20 protein-coding genes are annotated in these 21,503 nt (G+C 65.1%); 11 read left to right on the forward strand and 9 right to left on the reverse strand.

Annotation, left to right across the window (positions count from 1 at the left end; genetic code table 11):
* Window positions 1–621: OmpA family protein (locus ACDA63_RS05925; RefSeq protein WP_373662288.1), on the forward strand; the 621-nt coding region annotated here is incomplete at its 5' end.
* Window positions 618–1,241 (forward strand): LuxR C-terminal-related transcriptional regulator, encoded by a 624-nt coding sequence (locus ACDA63_RS05930; protein ID WP_373662289.1) that lies wholly within the window; start codon window positions 618–620, stop codon window positions 1,239–1,241. The genes ACDA63_RS05925 and ACDA63_RS05930, both read left to right, overlap by 4 nt.
* Before the next feature lie 10 nt (window positions 1,242–1,251).
* Here the strand turns inward: ACDA63_RS05930 and ACDA63_RS05935 are convergent, their stop codons facing one another.
* The 3 genes from ACDA63_RS05935 to ACDA63_RS05945 are packed head-to-tail and all read right to left on the reverse strand — an operon-like array spanning window position 1,252 to window position 3,623.
* Window positions 1,252–1,872, reverse strand: a complete 621-nt coding sequence (locus ACDA63_RS05935) for a DUF4125 family protein (protein WP_373662290.1) — start codon at window positions 1,870–1,872, stop codon at window positions 1,252–1,254.
* Entirely contained in the window at window positions 1,869–2,765 is an 897-nt protein-coding gene (locus ACDA63_RS05940; RefSeq protein WP_373662291.1) for a DUF4037 domain-containing protein, read from the reverse strand. Before ACDA63_RS05940 ends, ACDA63_RS05935 begins: the two co-directional genes overlap by 4 nt.
* A 3-nt stretch (window positions 2,766–2,768) precedes the next feature.
* Window positions 2,769–3,623, reverse strand: coding sequence for a tetratricopeptide repeat protein (locus ACDA63_RS05945; RefSeq protein WP_373662292.1), 855 nt, complete (start codon window positions 3,621–3,623; stop codon window positions 2,769–2,771).
* Window positions 3,624–4,011: 388 nt separating this feature from the next.
* Here ACDA63_RS05945 and ACDA63_RS05950 point away from each other — a divergent pair, with 388 nt between their 5' ends.
* The 3 genes from ACDA63_RS05950 to ACDA63_RS05960 all read left to right on the forward strand — a co-directional run bounded on the left by ACDA63_RS05950 (window position 4,012) and on the right by ACDA63_RS05960 (window position 8,207).
* Window positions 4,012–5,301, forward strand: a complete 1,290-nt coding sequence (locus tag ACDA63_RS05950) for an ATP-binding protein (protein WP_373662293.1) — start codon at window positions 4,012–4,014, stop codon at window positions 5,299–5,301.
* A gap of 531 nt (window positions 5,302–5,832) precedes the next feature.
* The gene (locus ACDA63_RS05955) at window positions 5,833–7,227 is read left to right on the forward strand and encodes a DUF3300 domain-containing protein (RefSeq protein WP_373662294.1); all 1,395 of its coding nucleotides are present in this window, start codon (window positions 5,833–5,835) and stop codon (window positions 7,225–7,227) included.
* Window positions 7,228–7,268: 41 nt separating this feature from the next.
* Window positions 7,269–8,207, forward strand: coding sequence for a DUF2950 domain-containing protein (locus ACDA63_RS05960; protein ID WP_373662295.1), 939 nt, complete (start codon window positions 7,269–7,271; stop codon window positions 8,205–8,207).
* A 49-nt stretch (window positions 8,208–8,256) separates the two neighbouring features.
* Here ACDA63_RS05960 and ACDA63_RS05965 read toward each other — a convergent pair whose 3' ends face one another.
* Both ACDA63_RS05965 and ACDA63_RS05970 read right to left on the reverse strand, forming a co-directional pair.
* Window positions 8,257–8,916 carry a hypothetical protein gene (locus tag ACDA63_RS05965; RefSeq protein ID WP_373662296.1) on the reverse strand — a complete coding sequence of 220 codons (660 nt, stop codon included), beginning with the start codon at window positions 8,914–8,916 and terminating at the stop codon, window positions 8,257–8,259.
* An 8-nt stretch (window positions 8,917–8,924) separates the two neighbouring features.
* On the reverse strand, window positions 8,925–9,914 hold the full coding sequence (locus tag ACDA63_RS05970; RefSeq protein ID WP_373662297.1) for a 5'/3'-nucleotidase SurE: 990 nt from the start codon (window positions 9,912–9,914) through the stop codon (window positions 8,925–8,927).
* 121 nt (window positions 9,915–10,035) lie between these two features.
* Here ACDA63_RS05970 and ACDA63_RS05975 point away from each other — a divergent pair, with 121 nt between their 5' ends.
* The gene (locus tag ACDA63_RS05975) at window positions 10,036–10,644 is read left to right on the forward strand and encodes a TetR/AcrR family transcriptional regulator (protein WP_373662298.1); all 609 of its coding nucleotides are present in this window, start codon (window positions 10,036–10,038) and stop codon (window positions 10,642–10,644) included.
* 41 nt (window positions 10,645–10,685) lie between these two features.
* Complete coding sequence (locus ACDA63_RS05980) at window positions 10,686–11,477, forward strand: phosphodiesterase (RefSeq protein ID WP_373662299.1); 792 nt, start codon at window positions 10,686–10,688, stop codon at window positions 11,475–11,477.
* A gap of 60 nt (window positions 11,478–11,537) precedes the next feature.
* On the opposite strand, the gene ACDA63_RS05985 is transcribed toward ACDA63_RS05980, so the two are convergent.
* Entirely contained in the window at window positions 11,538–11,966 is a 429-nt protein-coding gene (locus tag ACDA63_RS05985) for a molybdopterin-binding protein (protein ID WP_373662300.1), read from the reverse strand.
* 172 nt (window positions 11,967–12,138) lie between these two features.
* On the opposite strand from ACDA63_RS05985, the gene ACDA63_RS05990 reads away from it, so the two are divergent.
* Genes ACDA63_RS05990 through modC form a run of 4 tightly spaced genes read left to right on the forward strand, consistent with a single transcriptional unit; the run spans window position 12,139 to window position 15,491 of the window.
* Window positions 12,139–12,948, forward strand: coding sequence for a TOBE domain-containing protein (locus tag ACDA63_RS05990; protein WP_373662301.1), 810 nt, complete (start codon window positions 12,139–12,141; stop codon window positions 12,946–12,948).
* 29 nt (window positions 12,949–12,977) lie between these two features.
* On the forward strand, window positions 12,978–13,721 hold the full coding sequence (gene modA / locus ACDA63_RS05995) for a molybdate ABC transporter substrate-binding protein (RefSeq protein ID WP_373662302.1): 744 nt from the start codon (window positions 12,978–12,980) through the stop codon (window positions 13,719–13,721).
* A 13-nt stretch (window positions 13,722–13,734) separates the two neighbouring features.
* Window positions 13,735–14,415, forward strand: coding sequence for a molybdate ABC transporter permease subunit (modB, locus tag ACDA63_RS06000; protein WP_373662303.1), 681 nt, complete (start codon window positions 13,735–13,737; stop codon window positions 14,413–14,415).
* Window positions 14,412–15,491, forward strand: a complete 1,080-nt coding sequence (gene modC / locus ACDA63_RS06005; RefSeq protein WP_373662304.1) for a molybdenum ABC transporter ATP-binding protein — start codon at window positions 14,412–14,414, stop codon at window positions 15,489–15,491. Before modB ends, modC begins: the two co-directional genes overlap by 4 nt.
* A gap of 198 nt (window positions 15,492–15,689) precedes the next feature.
* Here the strand turns inward: modC and ACDA63_RS06010 are convergent, their stop codons facing one another.
* From ACDA63_RS06010 to ACDA63_RS06020, 3 genes are all read right to left on the reverse strand, one after another.
* Complete coding sequence (locus ACDA63_RS06010; protein ID WP_373662305.1) at window positions 15,690–16,460, reverse strand: XDD4 family exosortase-dependent surface protein; 771 nt, start codon at window positions 16,458–16,460, stop codon at window positions 15,690–15,692.
* Between the two features lie 279 nt (window positions 16,461–16,739).
* Window positions 16,740–19,613 (reverse strand): adenosylcobalamin-dependent ribonucleoside-diphosphate reductase, encoded by a 2,874-nt coding sequence (locus tag ACDA63_RS06015; protein WP_373662306.1) that lies wholly within the window; start codon window positions 19,611–19,613, stop codon window positions 16,740–16,742.
* A 305-nt stretch (window positions 19,614–19,918) separates the two neighbouring features.
* The gene (locus ACDA63_RS06020) at window positions 19,919–21,496 is read right to left on the reverse strand and encodes a hypothetical protein (protein WP_373662307.1); all 1,578 of its coding nucleotides are present in this window, start codon (window positions 21,494–21,496) and stop codon (window positions 19,919–19,921) included.
* Between the last annotated feature and the right edge of the window lie 7 nt (window positions 21,497–21,503).

Below are 21,503 nucleotides of genomic sequence, written 5' to 3' on the forward strand. Positions count from 1 at the left end.
GCGAACCTCGACAGGATGAAGGCCGACCCGCGCTTCCAGAACTGCCCACCGGCACAGAAGCGCATCGCCTGCCAGGAAGTGAACCTCATGTGGGCGGGGCACAACGCCTGGGCGCGCGCATTCGAGACCGCGCAGAAGAAAGTGGCCGGCGTCGAAGGGCAGATGGCGCTCGCGCAAGCCGATCTGGAAAGCTGCAAGTCGCCCGACAAACCCGTCCCGCCCCCGCCGCCGCAAGTGCTGCCGCCGGTGATCAACCTCGGGGCGGATGCGCTCTTCAAGTTCGACAAGAGCGGCGCGGCCGACATGTTGCCGGAAGGGCGCGCCAAGCTCGACGCACTGGCCGACACCTTGCAGAAGGTGAAGACCGTCAAGGCGCTGAGCATCGTCGGCCACACCGACCGGCTGGGCACGGACGCCTACAACGCAGCTCTGTCGCAACGCCGCGCGGACACCGTGATGGCCTACCTGAAGGCGCACGGCGTGACGCAGCCGATGCGCGCACAAGGCGTGGGCAGTGGCGCGCCGCTGGTGCAATGCCCCGGGCCGGCGAGCAATGCCGTCAAGGCGTGCCTGCAACCGAACCGGCGCGTGGAGATCCGCGTGGAGCAAACCCGAGAATGACAGCCTCTACCATGCAACGCGTCGCGATCCTGGGAGCTTATCCGGTCGTCAATCTCGGCGTCGCTTCGCTGATTGCGAGTTTGCCGGGCTTCTGCGTTGCGGCGGCCGGAAGCTGGGCGCCGGATGCCGTTGCGTCGATGATGGCGCTGTCTCCCGACATCGTCCTGCTTCATCTGGATGCCGAAGGCATCTTCGTCCGGGGTGCGGTCTGCAGGTTGTTCCAGCGAGACTTTACGAGTGCGAACGTCATTGCCATCTCGGCGTCCTCGCGCGATCCGGCGCTCGGCCGTATCTGCGGCGGGGCGATAAGCGGTGTCGTGGAAGAAGATGCGTTGACCGAGAGCTTGCCGCTGCTGTTGCGGGCGGTTGCCGACGGCTACATATGCTGGCGGGTGGGCTCGCCGATACGCAGCCGTCATCTCGATTGCCTGACGGCGCGCGAGTACGAAATTTTTAAGGCCATCGCGTCCGGCGCACGTGGCAAGGAGCTTGCGCGCCGCCTGGCGATCAGTCACAAGACGGTGAGTACGCACAAGGGCCGGATTCTCGCCAAGCTGGGCCTGCAGAACGAGCTCGATATCGCCCGGCTGTCGCGCTCGCTGGATGCGCCTTCGTCGTAGATTCAGCCGATCAGCCCGCCCGTGATTCTTCGGCCAAGCGGTGTTCGGCGTCGGCCAGATCGCGATAGCCATAGAGCTGGGCAGTCTGGGTCATGCTGGCGGCGGTGAGGTTGCGGCCATTGCGGGCGTAGCCTTCGACCAAAGTCTGATAGCAGCGCAGCGTGTCTTCGGAATAGGTGCCCAGTTCGCCACGCAGGTAGGTCTCGAACGAGGTTTCGTAGGGCGTGTCTTCGGCGGTGTGGATGAGCCGCGCCTGATTCGACATGTGCGGGTATTGGCGCGCGAATTCCTCGCGCCATGCCAACTGGGTGCGGATGATGGCTTCGATGGTGTCGCGTTGCCATGCGCTCAGCGGCGGCAGCGTGTGGGCGAAGGCCGCATAGGCCTCCGGCGCGGTGGAGGCCATCATGCGCGCGTATTTCTCTTGCACCAGATTGCGGCCTACCCGATGTGCTTCGGTGAGGTCGGCCAGATAGCTGTCGAGCGTCATCGGGTCCCAGCACAGGAACTGGCTCTTGCGCATGATCTGGAAGGTGCCGAAGTCGTCCTGGCAGTTGGCGCGGCCGCCTTCGTTCTGCAATACGGTCATGAATCGCCACTCAAGGGCGACGATGTCGTCGACGATGCTCATGGGGTTTTCTCCTCTGGGGTGCGGCCAAGAATGGTGTCGACGTGGGCTTCGAGGAAGGCGTCTCCGCGTCGCGCAAAACCGAGCGAGACGAGTTCGGCCAGCGCCGTGGCGCAGATATCTTCGATCGGTGCGGATGCGTCCGTCGGCGCGGTGCGGGCGAGCTGATCGAGCTTTGCGTGCATGCCGTTCAGGCGCGGTAATCCGCGCAGGCCGCGATGCAGCCACTTGTAGAAAGGCGGGTAGCGCCGGTTGGCGGCATAGGTCAGGCGACAGGCATGCTGGATGAATTCCGCCTGGGCCAGCAGCGCGGTGACATGTTCGTTGCGCGCCAGCGCGCGCGGCAGGTTGTACTGGCCGCTCTGCGCCATCCTGGCGGCGGCGGTGGCCAGCCGGATGCGCCGCACGGATTCGGGGTAATACGCTTGCAGGCGATCGCGGATCGCCGAAAATTCGCCGAGCGGGTCTGCGAAGACTTCGCCGTTGACGGCGGCCGCCAGGCGCTCTTCGGGAATCTGGAGCCAGTCGGCGTCGCTGATCGGCAACTGCGGCGCGCCGAGGAATTCCGTGTAGAAGCCGGAAATCGAAAAAACGCCGACGCGCTTGCCGCTGCGTTCGTTCGTCACGCGCGCGGGTATATCGGCATGCGTTGCCGGTAGCGCGTCGTAGGCGGCCTGCAGCGGCTCGCCGATCCGGGCGTGGTCCTCATCGGTGAGCCACAGGCAGAAGCCGGCACCGAAATCATGATCGCGCGACAGTTCGTCGTCGAAGCCAAAGCACTCCGAGCCGTATCCGACGAGCCCTGCCGCGATGCGATGGCGCCACGGCGCAAAGGGGGCCAGCAGCGTGTCGCGCCAGGTGTCGTAGTAGCTGCGGGCGAGTTCGAGTCCCTGCATGGTTCAGTGCTTGAAAGAAGCCTGTATGCGCACGGCTTCGTCCTTGAGGTTGGCGCTGCGCGCGGCGTCGATGTCTTCGAGTACCACGGCCAGGCTCTCCAGCGTCACGGCGTAGTACATGTTCTTGCCGTAGTGCGCTTCGATGGCGGCGAGCGCTCTTTCGTAGTAGCCGATCGCGTGCTGCATGTCTTGCTGGCGGAAGGCGATTTCGCCCAGGGCGGCCAGCGCTGCGCCGTAGTGCGGGTTGATGTGCGACTGGCTTTCGAACAGACGCACGGCTTCGAGCAGGTCTTCGCGCGCGTCGGCCAGCCGGCCGCCCTTGATCTTGGAGTGCGCAAGATTGGTGTAGGTGACGGCCACGTCCGCTTCGCCGCCGGGAATCGTCTTGACCAGCGGCAGCGCGCGCTGCAGGTAATTGGTGGCACGCGCGTGGTCGCCCAGCTCCTGGTAGGCGATGCTCATGTTGTTGTAGAGGCTGGCGACGAGATAGGGGTCTTCGACCTTGTTGGCGGTGTAGATCGACATGACTTGGTCGTAGGCGTCGATGGCGCGCGAGGTCTGTCCGTCGGCGCGGTAGGCGGTGGCCGCGTTGAGCAGGGTGGTGGCGTAAGGCACGGAGCCCTGGTAGCCGAGCGTTTCGAGCAGGTTGAGGGCCCGCTGTGCCACGGCGACGGCTTCGGTGGTGCGGCTCATGCCGCGGTAGAAGCCCATCAGTTCGTTCAGGATCGTCAGCGTGGCTGGGTGGTCTTGCGCGGCGGTGGCCCGGTTCAGGTGGTTGAGCAGGAAGGGCTCGACCATGTCGACCTGGTTGTTGCGAAAGTAGCCGTCCAGCGTTTGCAGGAGTTCCTGTACGTTCATCGCGATTGTCCTTTTGTGTCGGGCGGCCGGCATCGTCGGCATGGCGCGATGCACTGCGTCGAGGTGTGGAGTGTGCGCGCCGCGTGCAGTGCAACCTTGTGAGCGCAACGTCCGCGGCGGCCGATGTGGCGTGGTGCTGCCAGAAATCGACGCAGAATTTTCTCATATCGCGCAAGGGGATGAGTCGAGTTAGCGCATAAGTCGATGGGGTTTTGCCTGCGTTTGCCCGCGATTCGTAGCGATTGCGAGTCGCCATATTCCCTCAAGAACGTCTTGACGTGATGGGTGGGCGTCCGCACAGTGCGTCTCGTACAAAGTGGTTTCACGACTGTTGGCAGTCACGGACGGGCGGCTCCAGGGGCGCTTGGTCGATCGATCGAAGGTGCCCATGGACGCTCAGTCCGATACCGATTTCCAGCCCGGCGAGGTTGCGCTCGACGATGTCATTGCGACCTCGATTCTGCGCACGCGCCCCATTCGCGCCCCGGACTATGCCGTTGAAAACGCAGCGTTGACGGCTCTGGCCGACACCCTGGCCGAGTCTCCTTCGCAAGTCGCCCAATGCCTGGTCGATAAGGCACGCGAACTCACCGGCGCGCATTCGGCCGGCTTGAGCCTGCTGGAGAACGACACCGCCGCGCCGCACTTTCGCTGGATCGCCATTGCCGGCGAGTACGCCCGCTATCTCAATGGCACCTTGCCGCGCAACTTCAGTCCTTGTGGCACTGTCCTCGATCGCGGCGAAGCGCTGCTGATGCGCTCGCCCGAGCGGCATTTCCCCTATGTCGGCCGTCTGCATGCGCCGGTGCGGGAGGTCCTGCTGGCGCCGTTCAGGCGCGGAGGGAGCCTGGCCGGGACGGTATGGGTGGTGAGTCATGTCGATGGCAAGGGTTTCGACATGGAAGACTTGCGCGTGCTCACGAGTCTTTCGCGCTTTGCCGCCGCAGCGGTGCAGACTGCGATGCTCATCGATGACCTGCGCGATGCCGACCGCCGCAAGGACGAATTCCTCGCCACGCTGGCGCATGAACTGCGCAATCCACTGATGCCCTTGCGGCTGGCGTCGCAGGTCCTGCGCCACATCGAACCGGGCGATCACGCGCGCATGTATTCGTCGCTGGACATCATCGATCGGCAGAACGCGTTGTTGTCTGCGCTGGTGAGCGACCTGATGGATGCCGCCAGCATCCGCAGCGGCAAATTGAGTCTGCATTGCCAGCCGGTCACCGTGCAGGAAGTCTTCGCGCGGGCCCTGGAGACATCGCAGCCGCAGATCGAAGCGCGCCGCCATCGACTGGAGGTGCAGATACCCGATCAACTCATCGTACTCAACGGCGACATCGTCCGGCTGACGCAGGCACTGAGCAATCTGCTCAACAACGCGGCACGCTACACGCCCGTCGGTGGCTGCATCACGCTGGCGGTCGCGGCGGAAGCCGACGGCGTGTCGATCACCGTGACCGACAATGGCGAAGGCATCACGCCCGAAGCCATGGCGACGATCTTCAACATGTTCGCGCAGGCGCCCGGCGCGGAAAAAAGACCGCACGGCGGCCTCGGCATCGGGCTCGCCCTGGTGCGGCGCATCGCCGAACTTCATGGCGGGCGCCTCGAGGCGTTCAGCGAAGGACCGGGGCAGGGCAGCACTTTCACCTTCTGGCTGCCGCGCGCCGACTGAAGCGCTGCGCGTCAGCGACACACCCGCGCGGGTCCCACGCCGTGCATGAGGAGCTTGTGCGTTTCGAGGCCCACCGCGTGCGGCTCGTCCGGTCTCATCCCTGCCGCGGGTCATCGGGAAGGTGGGTCAGGCAGATCAGGGGCGCAGTGGTGGTCGACGTATTCCTGGCGGCTTGTGGCTCGGCAGAAGACAACGCCAAGGGGATGCGAAATTCATCACGGAAGCGATTTTCCCCGATGCGGGCGTCATGGTTGCGGCCCCGAGGCGTCCATGCCGTGCGAGTGGATGACGCATTGCACGAACAATTGGTTTTGCATGCGATCACGCGGCAACGCGAGCCCGTCCGTGCCCTTTGGGCGGTGAGTCTTCGGGTGGAATCCCGGCTTTTCTGTTCCTAGAATGACAGCGCTGCCCCGGCGATTGCGGGCAGGTCCGGTGCGCCTGATCGAATGCGCCATGCGAAGATCAGCCACTCAGGTTGGCCTCAATACCGCTTCTCTGAACGCTCGCGCGACACAAGGAGGATTGGGCATGCCCTCGTGGCCTTCACGGCTTCTTTCGATCGTGGTCTCGGGCGCGGTGGCGCTGACCGGCGCCAATCCGCTGCTTTCCATTGCGCAGACGCAGGGGGCCGCGTCGTCGGCCGCTGGCAATGCGGCCCAGCCTTCGGGCAAAGTCTTTTCGCAGCAGGAACTCGATGAACTGCTCGCGCCCATCGCGCTGCATCCGGACGCGCTGCTTGCCCAGATTCTGATGGCGGCGACCTATCCGCTGGACGTGGTCGAAGCCGCCCGATGGCGCAAGGCGAACCCCAAGGTCGAAGACAAGGCGCTCGAGGATGCCATGGCCAAGCAGCCGTGGGACCCGAGTGTCAAATCGCTGACAGCATTCCCGACCGTGCTCGACATGATGAGCGAAAAGCTCGACTGGACGCAGAAGCTGGGCGACGCCTTCCTCGGCCAGCAGAAGCAGGTCATGGATACCGTGCAGCGCCTGCGCACCAAGGCGCAGGCGGCCGGCTCGCTCACCAGCAGCAAGGAGCAGACGGTGTCGACCGCCAACGAAGGCGGCACGACGGTCATCAAGATCGAGCAGGCCAACCCCGAGGTGGTGTACGTGCCCACCTACAACCCGGCGGTGGTGTACGGCACGTGGCCGTATCCGGCGCCGCCCCCCTACTATTACTACCCGCCAGGCTACGTGGCCGGCACGGCGTTCTTCTCGTTCGCCGTCGGCGTTGCGGTGGGCGGGTGGCTGTGGGGCGGCTGCAACTGGGGGCGCGGCGATGTGAATATCAACGTCAATCGCTACAACCAGGTCAATCACTTCGACCGCAACAACGTCAACAACATCCAGAACGGCGACTGGAAGCACAACACCGATCGGCGCCGGGGCGTGCCGTACGAGAACTCCGGTGCACAGCAGCGCTTTGGCAATTCGCAGACCCGCGACGCGCGCTCGAGAGACGAATTCCGGGGCCGCGCGGAATCGGGCCGGCAGGAACTCGGGCAGAACTTTGATCGCGGAGGCGCCGGCGACCGCGGCGGTGTTGGAGACCGCGGCGGTGTTGGAGACCGTGGCGGCGTCGGAGATCGCGGCGGTGTTGGAGATCGCGGCGGTGTCGGAGATCGCGGCGGTGTCGGAGATCGTGGCGGTGTCGGAGACCGAGGTGGCGTCGGAGACCGGGGTGGCGTCGGAGATCGAGGGGGCGTCGGAGACCGGGGCGGTGCTGGCAATCGTGCCACGACCTCCGATCTGAGCAGCCGCGCCGACCGCGGTGGCGGGGCGCGGGCCTCGCAGGCCGACCGTGGCTCTGCCTTCGGTGGCGTCAGTTCAGGCGCCCGGGCCCACGATTTCAGCAGTCGTGGCAGCGCCAGCCGTGGCGGCATGCGTGCCGGTGGTGGCGGCGGCGGACGCCGTCGCTGAGTGTGGGCGACATATCAAACGCATATCGAATGGATGAACCCATGACCCTCGATACTCTGTCCCGAAGCATTCGCCTTACGCGCGCGCTGTTGTGGGCCGCCTGCATCGCGCTCGCGCTGCCAGTTTCCGCCGCCAGCAACATGGGGCGCGCTTTTCCCACGCCCGAAGCCGCCGCCGAGGCCCTGGTCTCCAGCGTAAAGGCGGCGGACGTGAAAGCCGTGGTGGCCATTCTCGGCGCCGATTCGCGCAATTGGGTGCTCACCGGGGACGGCCCGACGGACCGTCGTCAGTGGGGGAACTTCGTGACTGCCTACGACGTGCAGCACACCATCCGCAAGGAAGACGAGAAGCGCGCCACGCTCATCGTCGGCAAAGAACAGTATCCGTTTTCGTTCCCCATCCTGCTCACTCCGGGCGGATGGCGCTTCGATGGCGCCGAGGGCAAGGAAGAACTCATCAATCGGCGTGTCGGCATGAACGAGTTGTCGACGATCGAAGTGTTGCGTGCCATCGTCGATGCGCAACGCGAATACGCGTTGATGAAGCGCGGCGACAACATGCGCGGCTATGCCACACGCTTTGCCAGCACGCCCGGCAAGCGCGACGGCCTCTATTGGCCCGCCGCGGAGGGCCAGCCGCCAAGCCCGCTCGGTCCGCTGGTGGCCGACGCGCAGGCCGAGGGCTATACCGCGCGCCACCAGGGACAGCCGTATCACGGGTATCGCTTCAGGATGCTCGGCGCCCAGGGGCCGCTCGCCATCGGTGGCGCAGAAAAATACGTGACGGGGAGCGATGTCGGCGGCTTTGCCGTCATCGCCTATCCGGCGCAGTACGGGCTGTCCGGCGTGAAGACGTTCATGGTGAACCAGGAAGGGGTCGTGCTCGAACGCGATCTCGGCGCCAAGACCGCCAGCATCGCCAGTCGCATGACCGTGTTCAATCCGGAACCGGGCTGGATGCCCGTCATCGACAAACGCTAGGGAATGCAGGCGACGGGCGCTGCCGCGCCCGTCCTCCATGGGCCTCTGCCTACTCGGCGTAAGCCCACAGTTCCGACAGCTTGCTGCCGTCGTCCAGCACCAGCCGCAGAACCGCCGGCGCATAGTCCGCGTCGCCGATGATCAGGCCGTCCAGGCTGGCCGGCAGTGCGCAGCCGCTGGTGCTCAGCGACAGCTTGCGGGCACCCTGTACGACTTCGGTGCCGATCGTGCCGCCGATGCGGCAGGCGCCGGTGCCGATGGCAGCGATCCTGCCATCCGCCGTAAGCGCAAAGGCCGCAGCCTTGCCATCCACCGACGCCACGTAGCTCCCCGCGAGCGCCGCCAGCTCCATCGTCTTGTTCGCAACCGCGCTGCTGCGCAGAAAGCTGACGCTGGTGTCGCTGGATGCTGCCGGCGTGCGCGACCACTTGCCATCGGTCGTGCGGCGATATATGGCCGTCGCGAGCGCGTTGGCGTCATCGACGATCAGCGTGCGCGAACCATCCGCCGCGCTGTAGTACTGGCCGAGGACCGGCGCGGATTCTTCACCCATGACGACGGCGTAGGTGCCCGGCGACAGGTCGGCGACCGATACCGACGGCGCAGAGGACGATTGCGCATTGCTCGCATCGCTGTCGTTGCCGTTGTCGTCGCAGGCAGCCAGTGCGAGGCACAGCATTGCGCTCGCGGCCAGAGAGGTCTTGTTCATGGCGAGCCTCACTTGATGAGGTCACGCAGACGCAGGCGCAGCCATGCCTGGCCTTGCGGCTTGTGTTCGAAGCCGATCTGCATGGCGGTCACCGAAATCCTGGTTTGCGAGACGACCGCTTCGTTATCAGCCTGGGTGGCATCCGGCGTGGCGGTAGCGTTGCTCATCGAGACGCCCGGGTAGGGGTAGCTGCCCAGACCGTAGGCCTTGGCGATGGGGTCGGTCGACAGATCAGCGACGAACTTCATCTGGTAGAGGTCGTAGGTGCCAAAGCGCGTGAAGGCCCACGACGGATTGCTCAGATCCTTGGGGAAGTTCACGTTCAGCGCTACGCCTGCCGGCAGCAGGGCGCTCGAACCGGCCTTGGCGCGCAGCGCGTCGAGCAGGGTCAGCGTGAGCCTGGCGACGGTGACGGACGCCGCATTCGCCAGACCGGTGTTGTCGGCGGTGGTGGCGTCGGCGCTCAGGGCGATCGAGGGCAGGCCGCGTGCGGCGGCGAACTGGGCGTTGCTGACGGTGCCCGAGCCATTGACGATGCTGCCTACGTTCTGGCCTTCGTTCGGGCCCGACAGGACCAGGTCGGGCGCCTTGTTCCAGCGCTTGATGGCGACCACGTCCAGACCGTACATGGTGGCCATGACCGGCGTGCCGTTCACGTAGTAATAGTCACCGTTGGTGAAGCCCGATCGGGTCATCGCCCCGGCGCCCGGGTCGCCGGCCGAAGCCGCGCCGTTCAGGCAGCCGCCGGTCTTGCTGTCGGCGTTGGACGTCGACAATGGGGTGAGCGGGGTGAAGTACTTGACCGCAGCCCCCATACCGCTCTGGCCGGTGCAGGGCACCGACACGATGACGTCGTGGCCCTGGGCCTTGAGTGCTTCGTACAACGCCTTGACGTTGCTCGTCAGGCCGTCGTCGTTGGTCAGCACGATGTTCAGGGCGAACGCGGGCGTGGCAAGGGCGCAGGCCGACATGGCCAGTGCGAGGTGTTTCAGTTTCACGGGGCTCTCTCCGCGGTGTTGGAAGGCCCGCATCAAAACATACGGAAATGTATCTTTTATGAAGGTGGGCTCAACCGTGACGGTGCGATCCGCCTGCGGCGCGTGACGCTAGAATCGCGTCATGGTGCCTCCCCAACCGCGCGCGGATTCAACCCGCCAGCTCCTGCTCGACGTCACCGCAAAGATCCTCGCCAGCGAAGGCTACGCCGCGCTCAGCGAGGAATACCTGTGCCAGCAGAGCGGACTGAGCCGGGGCGCGCTGCGTTATCACTTTCCGGCCGGGCGCTACGATTTGCTGCCCGCTTTTGCCGAGAACGTCGTGGCCGGACAGGCCGCGCGCCTGGCGCCTCTGGGCCCGTTGCCCGCGCGTGAGCGCCTGTACCTTGTATTGATGAGCATGCGAGACAAGCCGCCTTCGGCATCGACCGTTGCCCTGCTCGAACTGTGGATGGCCGCGCGTGGGGATCGCCGCTTGCTGCAATCGCTTGAACCCATCATGGATCGCGCGCTCGGCCAGATGCTTGGCAGCGATGGCGACGATGGGAGCGATGCCGAAGTCCTCGCGTTGCGCATCGTCGTGCACGGCGCGAGCCTGTATGCCTTCAGCGCCGGGTTTTCTCCCGAACGCCTGAACGCCGCGATCATCTGGCTGCTGTCGAAGCTGCCGCCGCCGCAATCGCTGCAAGACAGGCTGGCCGCACTCAACGCACTGCGGGCGGCCAACCACTAGGGCCGCGCACCGCGTGGCCCGCCGATCTCGAAGGGGGCACCATGCTGATTGCCCAGATCTCCGATTCACACGTCGTACCCGCCGGAGGCCTTGCCTCGGGCATCGTCGACACAGGGCGCATGCTGGCCGACTGCGTGCGCACGCTGGTTGCCTTTTCTCCACGCCCCGACTTGCTTGTGCTGACCGGAGATCTCGTCGATACGGGCGCCCCGGAGGAATACAGTCGTCTGCGCGAATTGCTCCAACCGCTCGGCATGCCGATGCTGGCGATTCCCGGTAACCACGACGAACGTGCCGCCATGCGCGCGGCATTCGCCGATCAAGGCTGGTTCGAGGACGAGGAGTTCCTGCATTACGTCGTGCAGCGCGGCGCATTGCGCGTCGTGGCGCTCGATACGGTGGTGCCGGGAGAAGGCCGCGGAGAGCTATGTCCGCGCCGGCTGGCGTGGCTGGCACGAACGCTCGCCGCGCAGCCTTCGATGCCGACGCTGGTGTTGATGCACCATCCGCCGTTCGAGACGGGCATCGGTTTCATGGATGCGCTCGGGCTGACGGGGCGCGATGCGTTCGAGGAAGTGGTGGCCAGGCATTCGCAGATTCGCCTGATCCTGTGCGGGCACCTGCATCGCAGCATCCAGACCACCGTCAGTGGGTGTCGCGTGCTGACCGCACCGAGCCCGGCGCATCAGGTCACGCTCGACCTGCGCGCCGACGGGCCGGAGACGTTCATCATGGAGCCGCCGGGCTTCATGCTTCATCGGTGGACCGGGCGGCAGTTCGTCTCGCACCTCGCCTTCACCGGCCCGTTTGCAGGGCCATATCCCTTTGCCTGAGTGAAATCCTGCCGGCGGGCGCTATGTAGCGAAAACAATAGCGTGGTGAAGGCCCCCGCGTCAGACAGGGACGCCGATGATGACCGACGAAGCCTTGATGACCGCCGTCGCCGGCGCGCCGACGGCGAGCCCCAGTTCGTTCGCCGCCTCGCGCGTGATGCTGGCCGAGACGATGTTGCCATCTGCCAGTTCGACGCCTACTTCCGCGCTGACGGGACCGAGCGTGAGCTTGGTGATGGTGCCGGCAAGGCAATTCCGGGCTGACAGTCTCACGCCGCTGCCTTCGGTCATGATCATCACGCTGGACGCCTTGACGAGCGCTACCACGGGCTTTCCGACGGCCAGGCCGAGCGAAGTGGCGCTGGCCTGCGTGATGGTGGCCACCAGCCTGCTGCCGCCGGCCGTGGTGATCTCGGCCTCGGCGCTGACAGGACCGAGGGCCAGCGCGCTGACGGTCCCTTCAAAGATGTTGCGGGCGCTGATTTTCATGCGGCGGCCTTTCACGTTGAGCTGCGACGAATGTCCATCAGCGTATTGGCTGGCCCCGGGATGACGCAACCATAGGGATTCAATGTGAACGGTATTTCGAATCGTGGACTTGGCTTGATATCGCTATTTACATGAGAATATAGCGGTTTTCGGCGCAGCATGGTGGCGAGGCATGACCCAGAAGATGATTGGCCGTTTCGGCGTGGACCTTGGTGGTGGCAGTTTCCTGGGCGACACGCGCATCCGCCTGCTCGAAGCGATCGAATTGCATGGCTCGATCTCGCAGGCGGCGCGGGCCGTACCGCTGTCATACAAGGCGGCCTGGGAGGCGGTCGATGCGATGAACAATCTCGCCGATTCGCCATTGGTCGAGCGTGCCGTGGGCGGCAAGCACGGCGGCGGCACCTCGCTGACCGCATATGGCAAGCGGGTGGTCGCGTTGTATCGCGCGATGGAAGCCGAGACCCAGCGTGCGCTCGATCGCGTGGTGGCTTCGCTCGACGATCCGGCCGCCGAAGATCCGCAGACGATGCGCCGCCTGTTGCGCAGCGTGGGTGTCACGCCCAGCGCCCGCAATCAGTTCGTCGGGCCGGTGACGACGCTGCGCGCCGGCGAGGTGACGGTGGAAGTCGGCATCCGTTTCGACGGCACGCACGAGATCGTCGCGCAGATCTCGCGCGAAGGCGCCGAGCAATTGCAGCTCGGACTGGGGCGCGAGTTGCACGCATGGGTGAATGCCTCGGCGGTGATCCTCATGACCGATGACAGCACGCGGATTTCCGCCCGCAACCAATTGTGGGGAGAGGTCGTGCGCGTGCACGAAGGCCCGGTGTCGGTCGACGTGGTGCTGGCCCTGCCAGCCGGCCGCACAGTGAGCGCGCTGATCACGCGCGAATCGCTCCACGAGCTTGCCTTGCGCGAAGGCACGCGAGCCTGTGCGGTGTTCAAGGCATCGAGCGTGATGCTGTGCGCATTCGATTGATGGTGTCCCTCTCAAGAAAGGTGTCCGTGATGAAGAAGCTGTATGTCGTGCTGGCCCTGACGGCCTGGACCGGTCTAGCCGCGGCCGCGGAAGTGAAGGTGGCCGTGGCGGCCAATTTCACCGCGCCGATGCAGAAGATCGCTGCCGATTTCGAAAAGGACACCGGGCACAAGGCCATCGTATCGACGGGCGCGACGGGCGCGTTCTATGCGCAGATCAAGAACGGTGCGCCGTTCGAGGTGTTCCTTTCCGCCGATGACGAAACGCCCGCCAGGCTCGAAGCCGAAGGCGCGGGCGTGAAGGGCTCGCGCTTCACCTATGCCATCGGCAAGCTCGTGTTGTGGAGCGCCAGGCCGGGCTATGTCGACGATAAAGGTGAGGTGCTCAAGCGCGGCGATTTCGCCAAGTTGTCGATCGCCAATCCGAAGACCGCGCCGTACGGTGCGGCTGGCGTGGAAGTGATGAAGAAGCTCGGCGTCTTCGACAGCCTGCAACCCAAGGTCGTGCAGGGCGAGAACATCTCGCAGGCATTCCAGTTCGTGAGCACGGGCAACGCGGAACTCGGTTTCGTCGCGCTGTCGCAGGTGTGGCAGGATGGCGCGCTCAAGTCGGGATCGGCCTGGGTGGTGCCGCAGGCTGACTATTCGCTGATCCGCCAGGACGCGATCCTGCTCTCCAACGGCGCAGGCAAGCCGGCGGCCGAGGCGCTGCTCAAGTATCTGAAGGGCGAGAAGGCGCAGGCCGTGATCAAGTCTTTCGGCTACGACTTCTGATCGGGGAGGACAGATGCTGGAGTCCCATGACTGGTCGGCGATCTGGCTGACCCTGCGGTTGGCGCTCACCGTCACTGCTCTGTTGCTGGTGATGGGAACGCCGCTGGCGTGGTGGCTGGCCAATACCCGGTCGCGTCTGCGCGGCGCGGTGAGCGCACTGGTGTCGATGCCATTGGTCTTGCCGCCGACCGTGCTGGGTTTCTATCTGTTGCTGCTGATGGGACCGCACGGCTTTATCGGCAGGCTGACGCAGGCAAGCGGGTTGGGGCTCCTGCCGTTCACGTTCTGGGGGCTGGTGGTGGCATCGACTTTCTATTCGATGCCCTTCGTGGTGCAGCCGATCCAGAACGCCATCGAAGCCGTCGGAACGCGTCCGCGCGAAGTCGCGGCGACCCTGCGCGCCTCGCCGTGGGACGCATTCTGGTCGGTGGTGGTGCCACTGGCGCGCCCAGGTTTCCTGACTGCCGCCATCCTGGGCTTTGCCCACACGGTGGGTGAGTTCGGCGTGGTGCTGATGATCGGCGGCAACATTCCCGGGCAGACGCGCGTGGTCTCGGTGCAGATCTTCGATCATGTCGAAGCGCTGGAATACGCGCAGGCGCATTGGCTGGCCGGCGGCATGGTCGCGTTTTCGTTCCTGGTGCTGCTGGCGCTGTATACGCTCAATCCGGATTCGCGCTGGAGAGGCGCATGAGCGAAGAACTTTCCATCGCTGTCCGCCACGCGTTTGCCGATTTTTCGCTCGACGTCGACCTGCGCCTGCCGGGCCGTGGCGTCACGGTGCTGTTCGGACATTCGGGCTCCGGCAAAACGACACTGCTGCGCTGCGTGGCCGGCCTCGAACGCGCGCCTCGCGCCCGCATCGCGCTCAACGGCGACTGTTGGCAGGACGACAACGGACATTTCGTGCCGACGTGGCAGCGCAGCGTCGGTTACGTGTTCCAGGAGGCAAGCCTGTTTGCCCACCTGGACGTGCGCGCCAATCTTGCATACGGCATGAAGCGCGCACTCGGTTCGGCGGGGCAGGACGACATCCTTCGCATGGCGCAGCGCTTTGGCATTGACCCTCTCCTGAGCCGACGTCCGGCAGGCTTGTCGGGCGGCGAGCGCCAGCGCGTTGCGATCGCGCGCGCCTTGCTCACGCGTCCGCGGCTGCTGCTGATGGATGAACCCCTGTCGGCGCTGGACGCTGCGCGCAAGGAAGAGATCCTTCCGTATCTCGAAGCGCTGCACGATGAACTGGACATCCCCGTGCTGTACGTGACGCACCAGATCGAAGAAGCCGCGCGATTGGCCGATCACCTGGTGTTGATGGAGCAGGGCCGGGTCACGAGCAGCGGCCCGCTCGACAGTACGCTGGCACGGCTCGACCTGCCCCTGGCGCGCAACCAGGACGCTGGTGTGGTGATCGAAACGCACGTGCTCGGCCACGATGCTGACTGGCACCTCACGCAACTGGGTTTTGCGGGAGGCGAACTGTGGGTGTCGGAACGTCCGTTCCCGATCGGCCGTGCGGTGCGGGTGCGCATTCTCGCGCGCGACGTAAGCGTGGCGCATTCGGCTGTGCATGACTCCAGCATCCAGAACCGCTTTGCATGTACGTTGGCCGGCATTGCACCAGCCGACGATCCGGCGCAATGCCTGCTCGCACTGGATGCCGGTGGCGTGCCGTTAGTGGCGCGCATCACGCGTCGCGCAGCGGATCAACTGGGCCTGACCGTGGGCGCGCAGGTGTGGGCACAGGTCAAGGCGGTCGCACTGCTCGAATAGTCGGCTAGAAGGGCGGGAGACGGCGCGGTCGGGGGACGCAATGAAAGGGATGTCGACAGCGCGCCGGCGCTGAGCGGAGGCGGCGCGATGCCGGCGGACATGACGGCTCGATACGCTGCTGGGCGCGATCGCACCTGTCCCGCCTGTGCACGGCGGGCAAGGTGCGGAGTGCGGCTCGCCGCATCGCGATCGGCCGGTTCAGGTGCGCGCGCCGCGGCGGCGCAGCATTCCAACAGCGGCTGCCGCGGCCAGTCCCAGTCCGAGCAATGCGGGCGATGCCGGCTCAGGCAACTGCGTGGTGCGGGGGCAGTTGGGCGTGCAGTTTGCGACGATATTGGGTTCTGTCAGGCTGGTGCCGTACTGGAACGACACATTGCTGATCATGCCCAGTGTGAATCCCTGCGGCAGCCCGGTCAGGACGAAGTCCACCGCGTTCTTGATGAGGCCGGCGGTGTCGATGCCGCCGTTGTCGTTGGCGGTCGTATCGCTGAGCGTCGTGATGCCGTACTGGATACCGTCCACGCTGTCCGGCCCTTGCAGGTTGGTGCCGCCGAACAGGTTGTTGCCACTGAAATACCCTGACGAATAAACCGACTGTTTGCCGGCAAAGCCGCCACCGAGCTGATTGTCATAGGCCCATTCGCCGCCGACGGCTCCGCCCGGATCGGTAGGAACGGCCGGACCGTGGATGACTGAACTGCCCGGCGCAAGGATGGCCGATACGGCGGTCAGCGTCGGATTGCCGACGATATTGAAGATGACGCCAGTCAGTATCTGCGACGGCGAGGACGGGTCGCCCGTCCCGGTGTTGGTCAGCCGGATGAGCAATTGATTGCCGGAGACATCGAAACTGACGGAGGCAGCGACCGCGCCGGGCGCCGTACTGAACACAACCGGCACTGCTTGCGCCTGAATGGCCATACCCGATAAAGCGAGCGCCACGGCCAACGGTATGGATCTTGGGCTCATGTTCTTACTCCTATGGATGCAAGCGGGTATGAGCCCCTAAGCAAGGCGCGTGCTGATTTTCGCAATGTATTGTTTTATCGCGCGATTCGCGTGACTGGCATTTTCGTTTTTGCCCGATCTGTCAAAATCGCCGACAGAGTTGTTTATTAATCAATTGCTTGCTGGTATTTGATGAGACCGGTTTCGTCAAATTGATCGTTGCCGAACGATCAAGAAGCAGGCCCAAACAAAAAGCCCCGCGTTGGCGGGGCTTTTTAGTGTGCGATTAACGCTACCGCGTCAGCCACAAGTGCCTACGGCACCGCAGGCCGTGCAGAAATCGCAGCCGTCCTTGCGGATCACGGCGTGATTGCCGCATTCGTTGCACAGGCCGCCTTGCATGAGCTGCGCCTCTTCGCTCTTGCGCGGCACTTCGAGAATGCCCATTTCGCGCACCGGCAGGCCTTCTTCGTCCAGCACGCCGAGCATGGCGTAGCGATGGATGATGAGGCGCGCCAGGTAGGCCACCGTCGACGGCCAGTTCTGCTGGCGGCGCGTGCCCGGTACGAAAGCCATGAAGTCGCCCAGCGGTTCCGGATAGTTGAGCAACTTGCGCAGTTTCATGCCGATCCAGCCCGGATCGACCACGCGCATGTCGAGCGACAGCAAGGATGCAAGTCCGTCGAGCGCACGCGGGTAATTGCCGGACAGCCACATCGAGTACGGACGCGTGACGCCATCGGGCAGAGTGATTTCCTTCAGCCCCAGCACGAACTCTTCGCCGCTGGCCGGATTGCTGATATCGACCGTCCACGACAGGGTGCCGTCGGTGCCGGTGCGCGGTTCCTGCGCGCTGAATGCGGCATCCAGCACCGGCGTGGGGCCTTCGTGGTCGAAGGCGCCGAGCTTCTCGCAGCGATAACGCACGATCTGTGCGAAAGCCGACACCACGCCCGGCACGCGCTTGTGTTCGCCATGCGGCGGGAAGGGCAGGTCGAACGACGATTCGCCCACCGTGCGGGCCAGCGTTTCGAGCTTGAGCTTGAGCCATGCACGATCGTTGGCACGCATGTCCATCGACAAGGTCTTGGCGACCGCCCCGAGGCCGCGCGGCTGGTCCGCGCCATTGACCCACACCTCGAACGGGAAGGCGCCGCCATTCCGATGTACGCCGCCATCGGCGCTGGCCGCCTGGCCGACGAAGATGGCGAACTGGCCGTAGGGGCTCTCCAGCATGTACGTCCAGGCCGTGTTGCCATCGGGCAGAGCCGGGCGCCCCGGCCAGCGCAGGCTTGCCAGCACGGGGGCGGGCAGGGCGGGGATGGTGAGCCGGCGGTTAGCCGAAAGCTCCACGTCGTGCGGGGACCTTTTCTCGGCCGACTTGTTGGTGTCGACCGACAGCACCGAGCCCAGCACGTTGTTCGGGCGATACGTCGCAAGACCCTTGAGGCCTGCTTTCCACGCGGCCAGATAGAGGTCTTCGAAATCAGCGTACGGATAGTCCTCCGGCACGTTCACGGTCTTGGAAATCGACGTGTCGATGTACGGGGCGACCGCCGCCACCATGTCCTTGTGGGCTTGCGCGGAGATTTCCAGCGCGGTGACGAACGCCGGCGGCAGGGCGTCGACGTTGCCGCCGAGATGGCGGTACAGGCGCCACGCGTAGTCTTCGACTGCGTATTCCTTGTGCGTGCCGTCGGCCATGCGCTTCTTGCGCGTATAGGTCCACGAGAACGGCGGTTCGATGCCGTTGGAAGCATTGTCGGCAAAGGCCAGCGAAATCGTGCCGGTGGGGGCGATCGACAGCAGATGCGAATTGCGGATGCCGTGCTTGCGGATCTGGTCCTTCACTTCGGCCGGCAAGCGCGAAGCGAAATTGCCGCCCGACAGATACATGTCGGCGTTGAAGAGCGGGAAGGCGCCACGTTCGCGCGCCAGATCGACCGACGCCAGATAGGCCTTGTCACGCATCAGCGCGCTGATCTCGGAGGCCTTGGCGCGCGCTTCCGTCGTGTCGTAGCGCAGGCCGAGCATGATGAGCGCATCGCCCAGACCCGTGAAGCCCAGCCCGACGCGACGCTTGTTCATCGCCTCCTGATGCTGCTGCGGCAGCGGCCAGTGCGTGGCTTCCAGCACGTTGTCGAGCATGCGGACCGAGGTGGCGACGACTTGTCCGAAGGCCTCCGCGTCGAACTTTGCGCGCGCGGTGAAAGGCTCGTTGACGAAATGCGTGAGATTGATCGAGCCCAGGCAGCAGCAACCGTACGGCGGCAGCGGTTGTTCCGCGCACGGGTTGGTCGCTTCGATGGTTTCGCAGTAGTACAGGTTGTTGTCGCGATTGATGCGATCGAGAAACAGGATGCCCGGCTCGGCGTGGTCGTAGGTCGAACGCATGACCTGGTCCCACAGCTCGCGCGCGCGAACCTTGCGATACACCCATTGACCGTCTTCGCGCTGGTAGGCGCCATTGGCGCGCAGGTCGGCGGACGGTTCGGCGCGGTGCGCGAGTTCCACTTCGGCGTCCGCTTCCACGGCGCTCATGAAAGCATCGGTCACACCGACCGAAATGTTGAAGTTCGACAGATCGCCCTGGTCCTTGGCGTGGATGAAGGCCTCGATGTCCGGGTGGTCGCAGCGCAGCACGCCCATCTGCGCACCACGCCGCGCGCCGGCCGATTCGACCGTTTCGCACGAGCGGTCGAATACGCGCATGTACGACACCGGCCCGGATGCACGCGATTGCGTGCCGCGAACCAGGGCGCCCACCGGACGGATGCTGGAAAAGTCGTAGCCGACGCCACCACCGCGCCGCATCGTTTCGGCAGCCTGTGAGAGCGCCGTGTAGATGCCGGGACGGCCATCGGATTCTTCGGTGATCGAATCACCCACAGGTTGCACGAAGCAGTTGATCAGCGTGGCGGCCAGCGTGGTGCCGGCGGCCGAGTTGATGCGACCGGCGGGGACGAAACCAGCTTCCTGTGCGGCGAGGAATTTGGCCTCCCACTTGGCGCGCTGGTCTTCCGGTTCGACCGCCGCCAGCGCGCGTGCGATGCGCCCGCGCACGTCGGCGAGCGTCTGTTCGGTGCCCTTGGCGTATTTTTCGAGAAGCACTTCGCCTGAGATTTCCTGGTCCTGCAGGGTCTGGGCGGTCTGGCTGCTGGTCTTGGTCGTCATCGTGTCCCCGGTCGTTGATAAGCGCTGATGGCAGCCCGTGCGGACGGCCAGTCGTCGGCAAACCCGACGAGTCTACTGACTGGGTCAGCGTGCTGCGTTGATGTGGCCCGCTTGACTTTGACCAGTCTTTTCGAGGTGTTGTCGGATGCTTCTGACTTCGGTGCAAAGGGAGCATCGTACCCCCATGGAGACGCCAGGAAAACGCCTGCGGGAGTAGGGACAAGCGTTGCGGATGAGCGCCATGCGCAAATGAAAACGGGCCGCAAGTGCGGCCCGTCGCGGGGGCGTGCGCGCTGCCCGGTAGCTCAGCCGTCCCCTTCGGGCAGCGTCTTCTTGAGCAGCGGAATCAGCTCGCAACTGGACAGGCGCTCCACGGCTGCCTGCGCCTCGAGTTGCACCGGCTTGCCGCGATGCGGCACCTCCAGCGTCATGCCGGGCGCCACGTCGCTCATCGGCGCGATCAGGCCCGGCATGCCGTCGAGCCGTGCGACCTTGGGCATGAGCAGGACAGGAATGCTGACCGTCTTCTTGCCCATCGGGCGGGCCATGGAGGCGGGCGCGGCCTGGTCGCTGAGGATTTCCAGCCCGATTTCGATTTCGCCGCTGCCACTGTTGCGGACGCGGCGCGTGGCGCACACGAATACCGTACTGCTGCCGGCGGGGCGCAGTGCGATGAGTTCGCCGATGCTGATCGGCGCGAGGTGCCCGCCCGCGAAGCGCAGACCGAAACCCGAACTGCTGTGATCGACGACGGACCATTGGCTCGCCAGCGGCATGCCGTCGGTGATGCCGTCGAAGCTCTCCGAACGGCTGCGCTTGAAGGCGGCCGTGGCAAGGATGTGGCGCACCGAATCGAAGCCCGTGACGAGGTCGGCGACCTGGGCCGACTTATTGCGGGCATCCTTGCGCGAACGGGGCTCGCTCCATTGCTCCATGCAGCGGGACAGCATGAAGCCGTAGGCCGGATCGCGCGCATCCATCGGCAGGCTCAGGCGCGCCGGCTCCATGCCCTTGCGCAGCCCGGCCAGATGCTTGGCGGTTTTGGCGATGAGCGGGCGGCAATCGAGGATGAGTTCGCCTTCCTGCAACGCGTGGTCGGCCTTGAGGCGGCGCGGGCCGCGCGACGAATCCGACAGGATGAACAGGCCTTCGATGCGTTCGCGCGGCGAAGGGCTCTCATCGAGGATGCGCGCGTGGTGGCCGAAGCGCTCCACGTAGAAGCGCGCGCGCCCAAGCTCGGTACCGCCGAGGCTGGCGGCGTCGAGCAATGCGATGAGCGCGGTATGGATGTAGACGTTGGCGACGGTGTCGTGGCTGGACGAATCCAGGCGTTGATCGGCGAAGCCGTTCTGCCGGGCGATCTTGAGCAGCGCGTGCAGTTGCGCCCAGCGGCGCGTGGAGCCCGACGCGTGCGCGCGGTGGGCCACCATGGCGCGGCGATAGCACAACTGCGTCGCGCGCAGCATGGCCAGCATGTGGGCGTGGCGGTGCATGACGCGCAGCCACTTGTCGGCGAGCGAACGCGCCAGCGCGATGTAGGCTTCGGTGAAGTTCTTCAGCAGCCGGTCACATTGCAGCGCCGATGCCTTGGTGTTCGCATCCAGCGGCAGTGTGCATTGATCCAGCGTGCGTTCGATGCGACGCAGCACCGGGTCGGCGTGGCCGAGCAGTTGCTCGAGTTGCTTGAGCTGGCTGCGTGGGTTGTCGCCCTGCTTGCGAATGCTCTTGACGCGCTGGATCAGGTTCTCGATGAGCAGCACCGGTTGATCCTGCGGCTGCGCTTCGAGCCATTGGGTGGCGCCGCTCGGTGTGATGGTTTGCGGATCGGACGAGAAACTGCGCGGCAGGAAGCGGCGCATCGGATTCGCAAGACGTTTTGGCAAGTGCATT

Origin of the sequence: Uliginosibacterium sp. sgz301328 (assembly GCF_041807905.1) — a bacterium.
GTDB lineage: Bacteria > Pseudomonadota > Gammaproteobacteria > Burkholderiales > Rhodocyclaceae > JBGVSA01.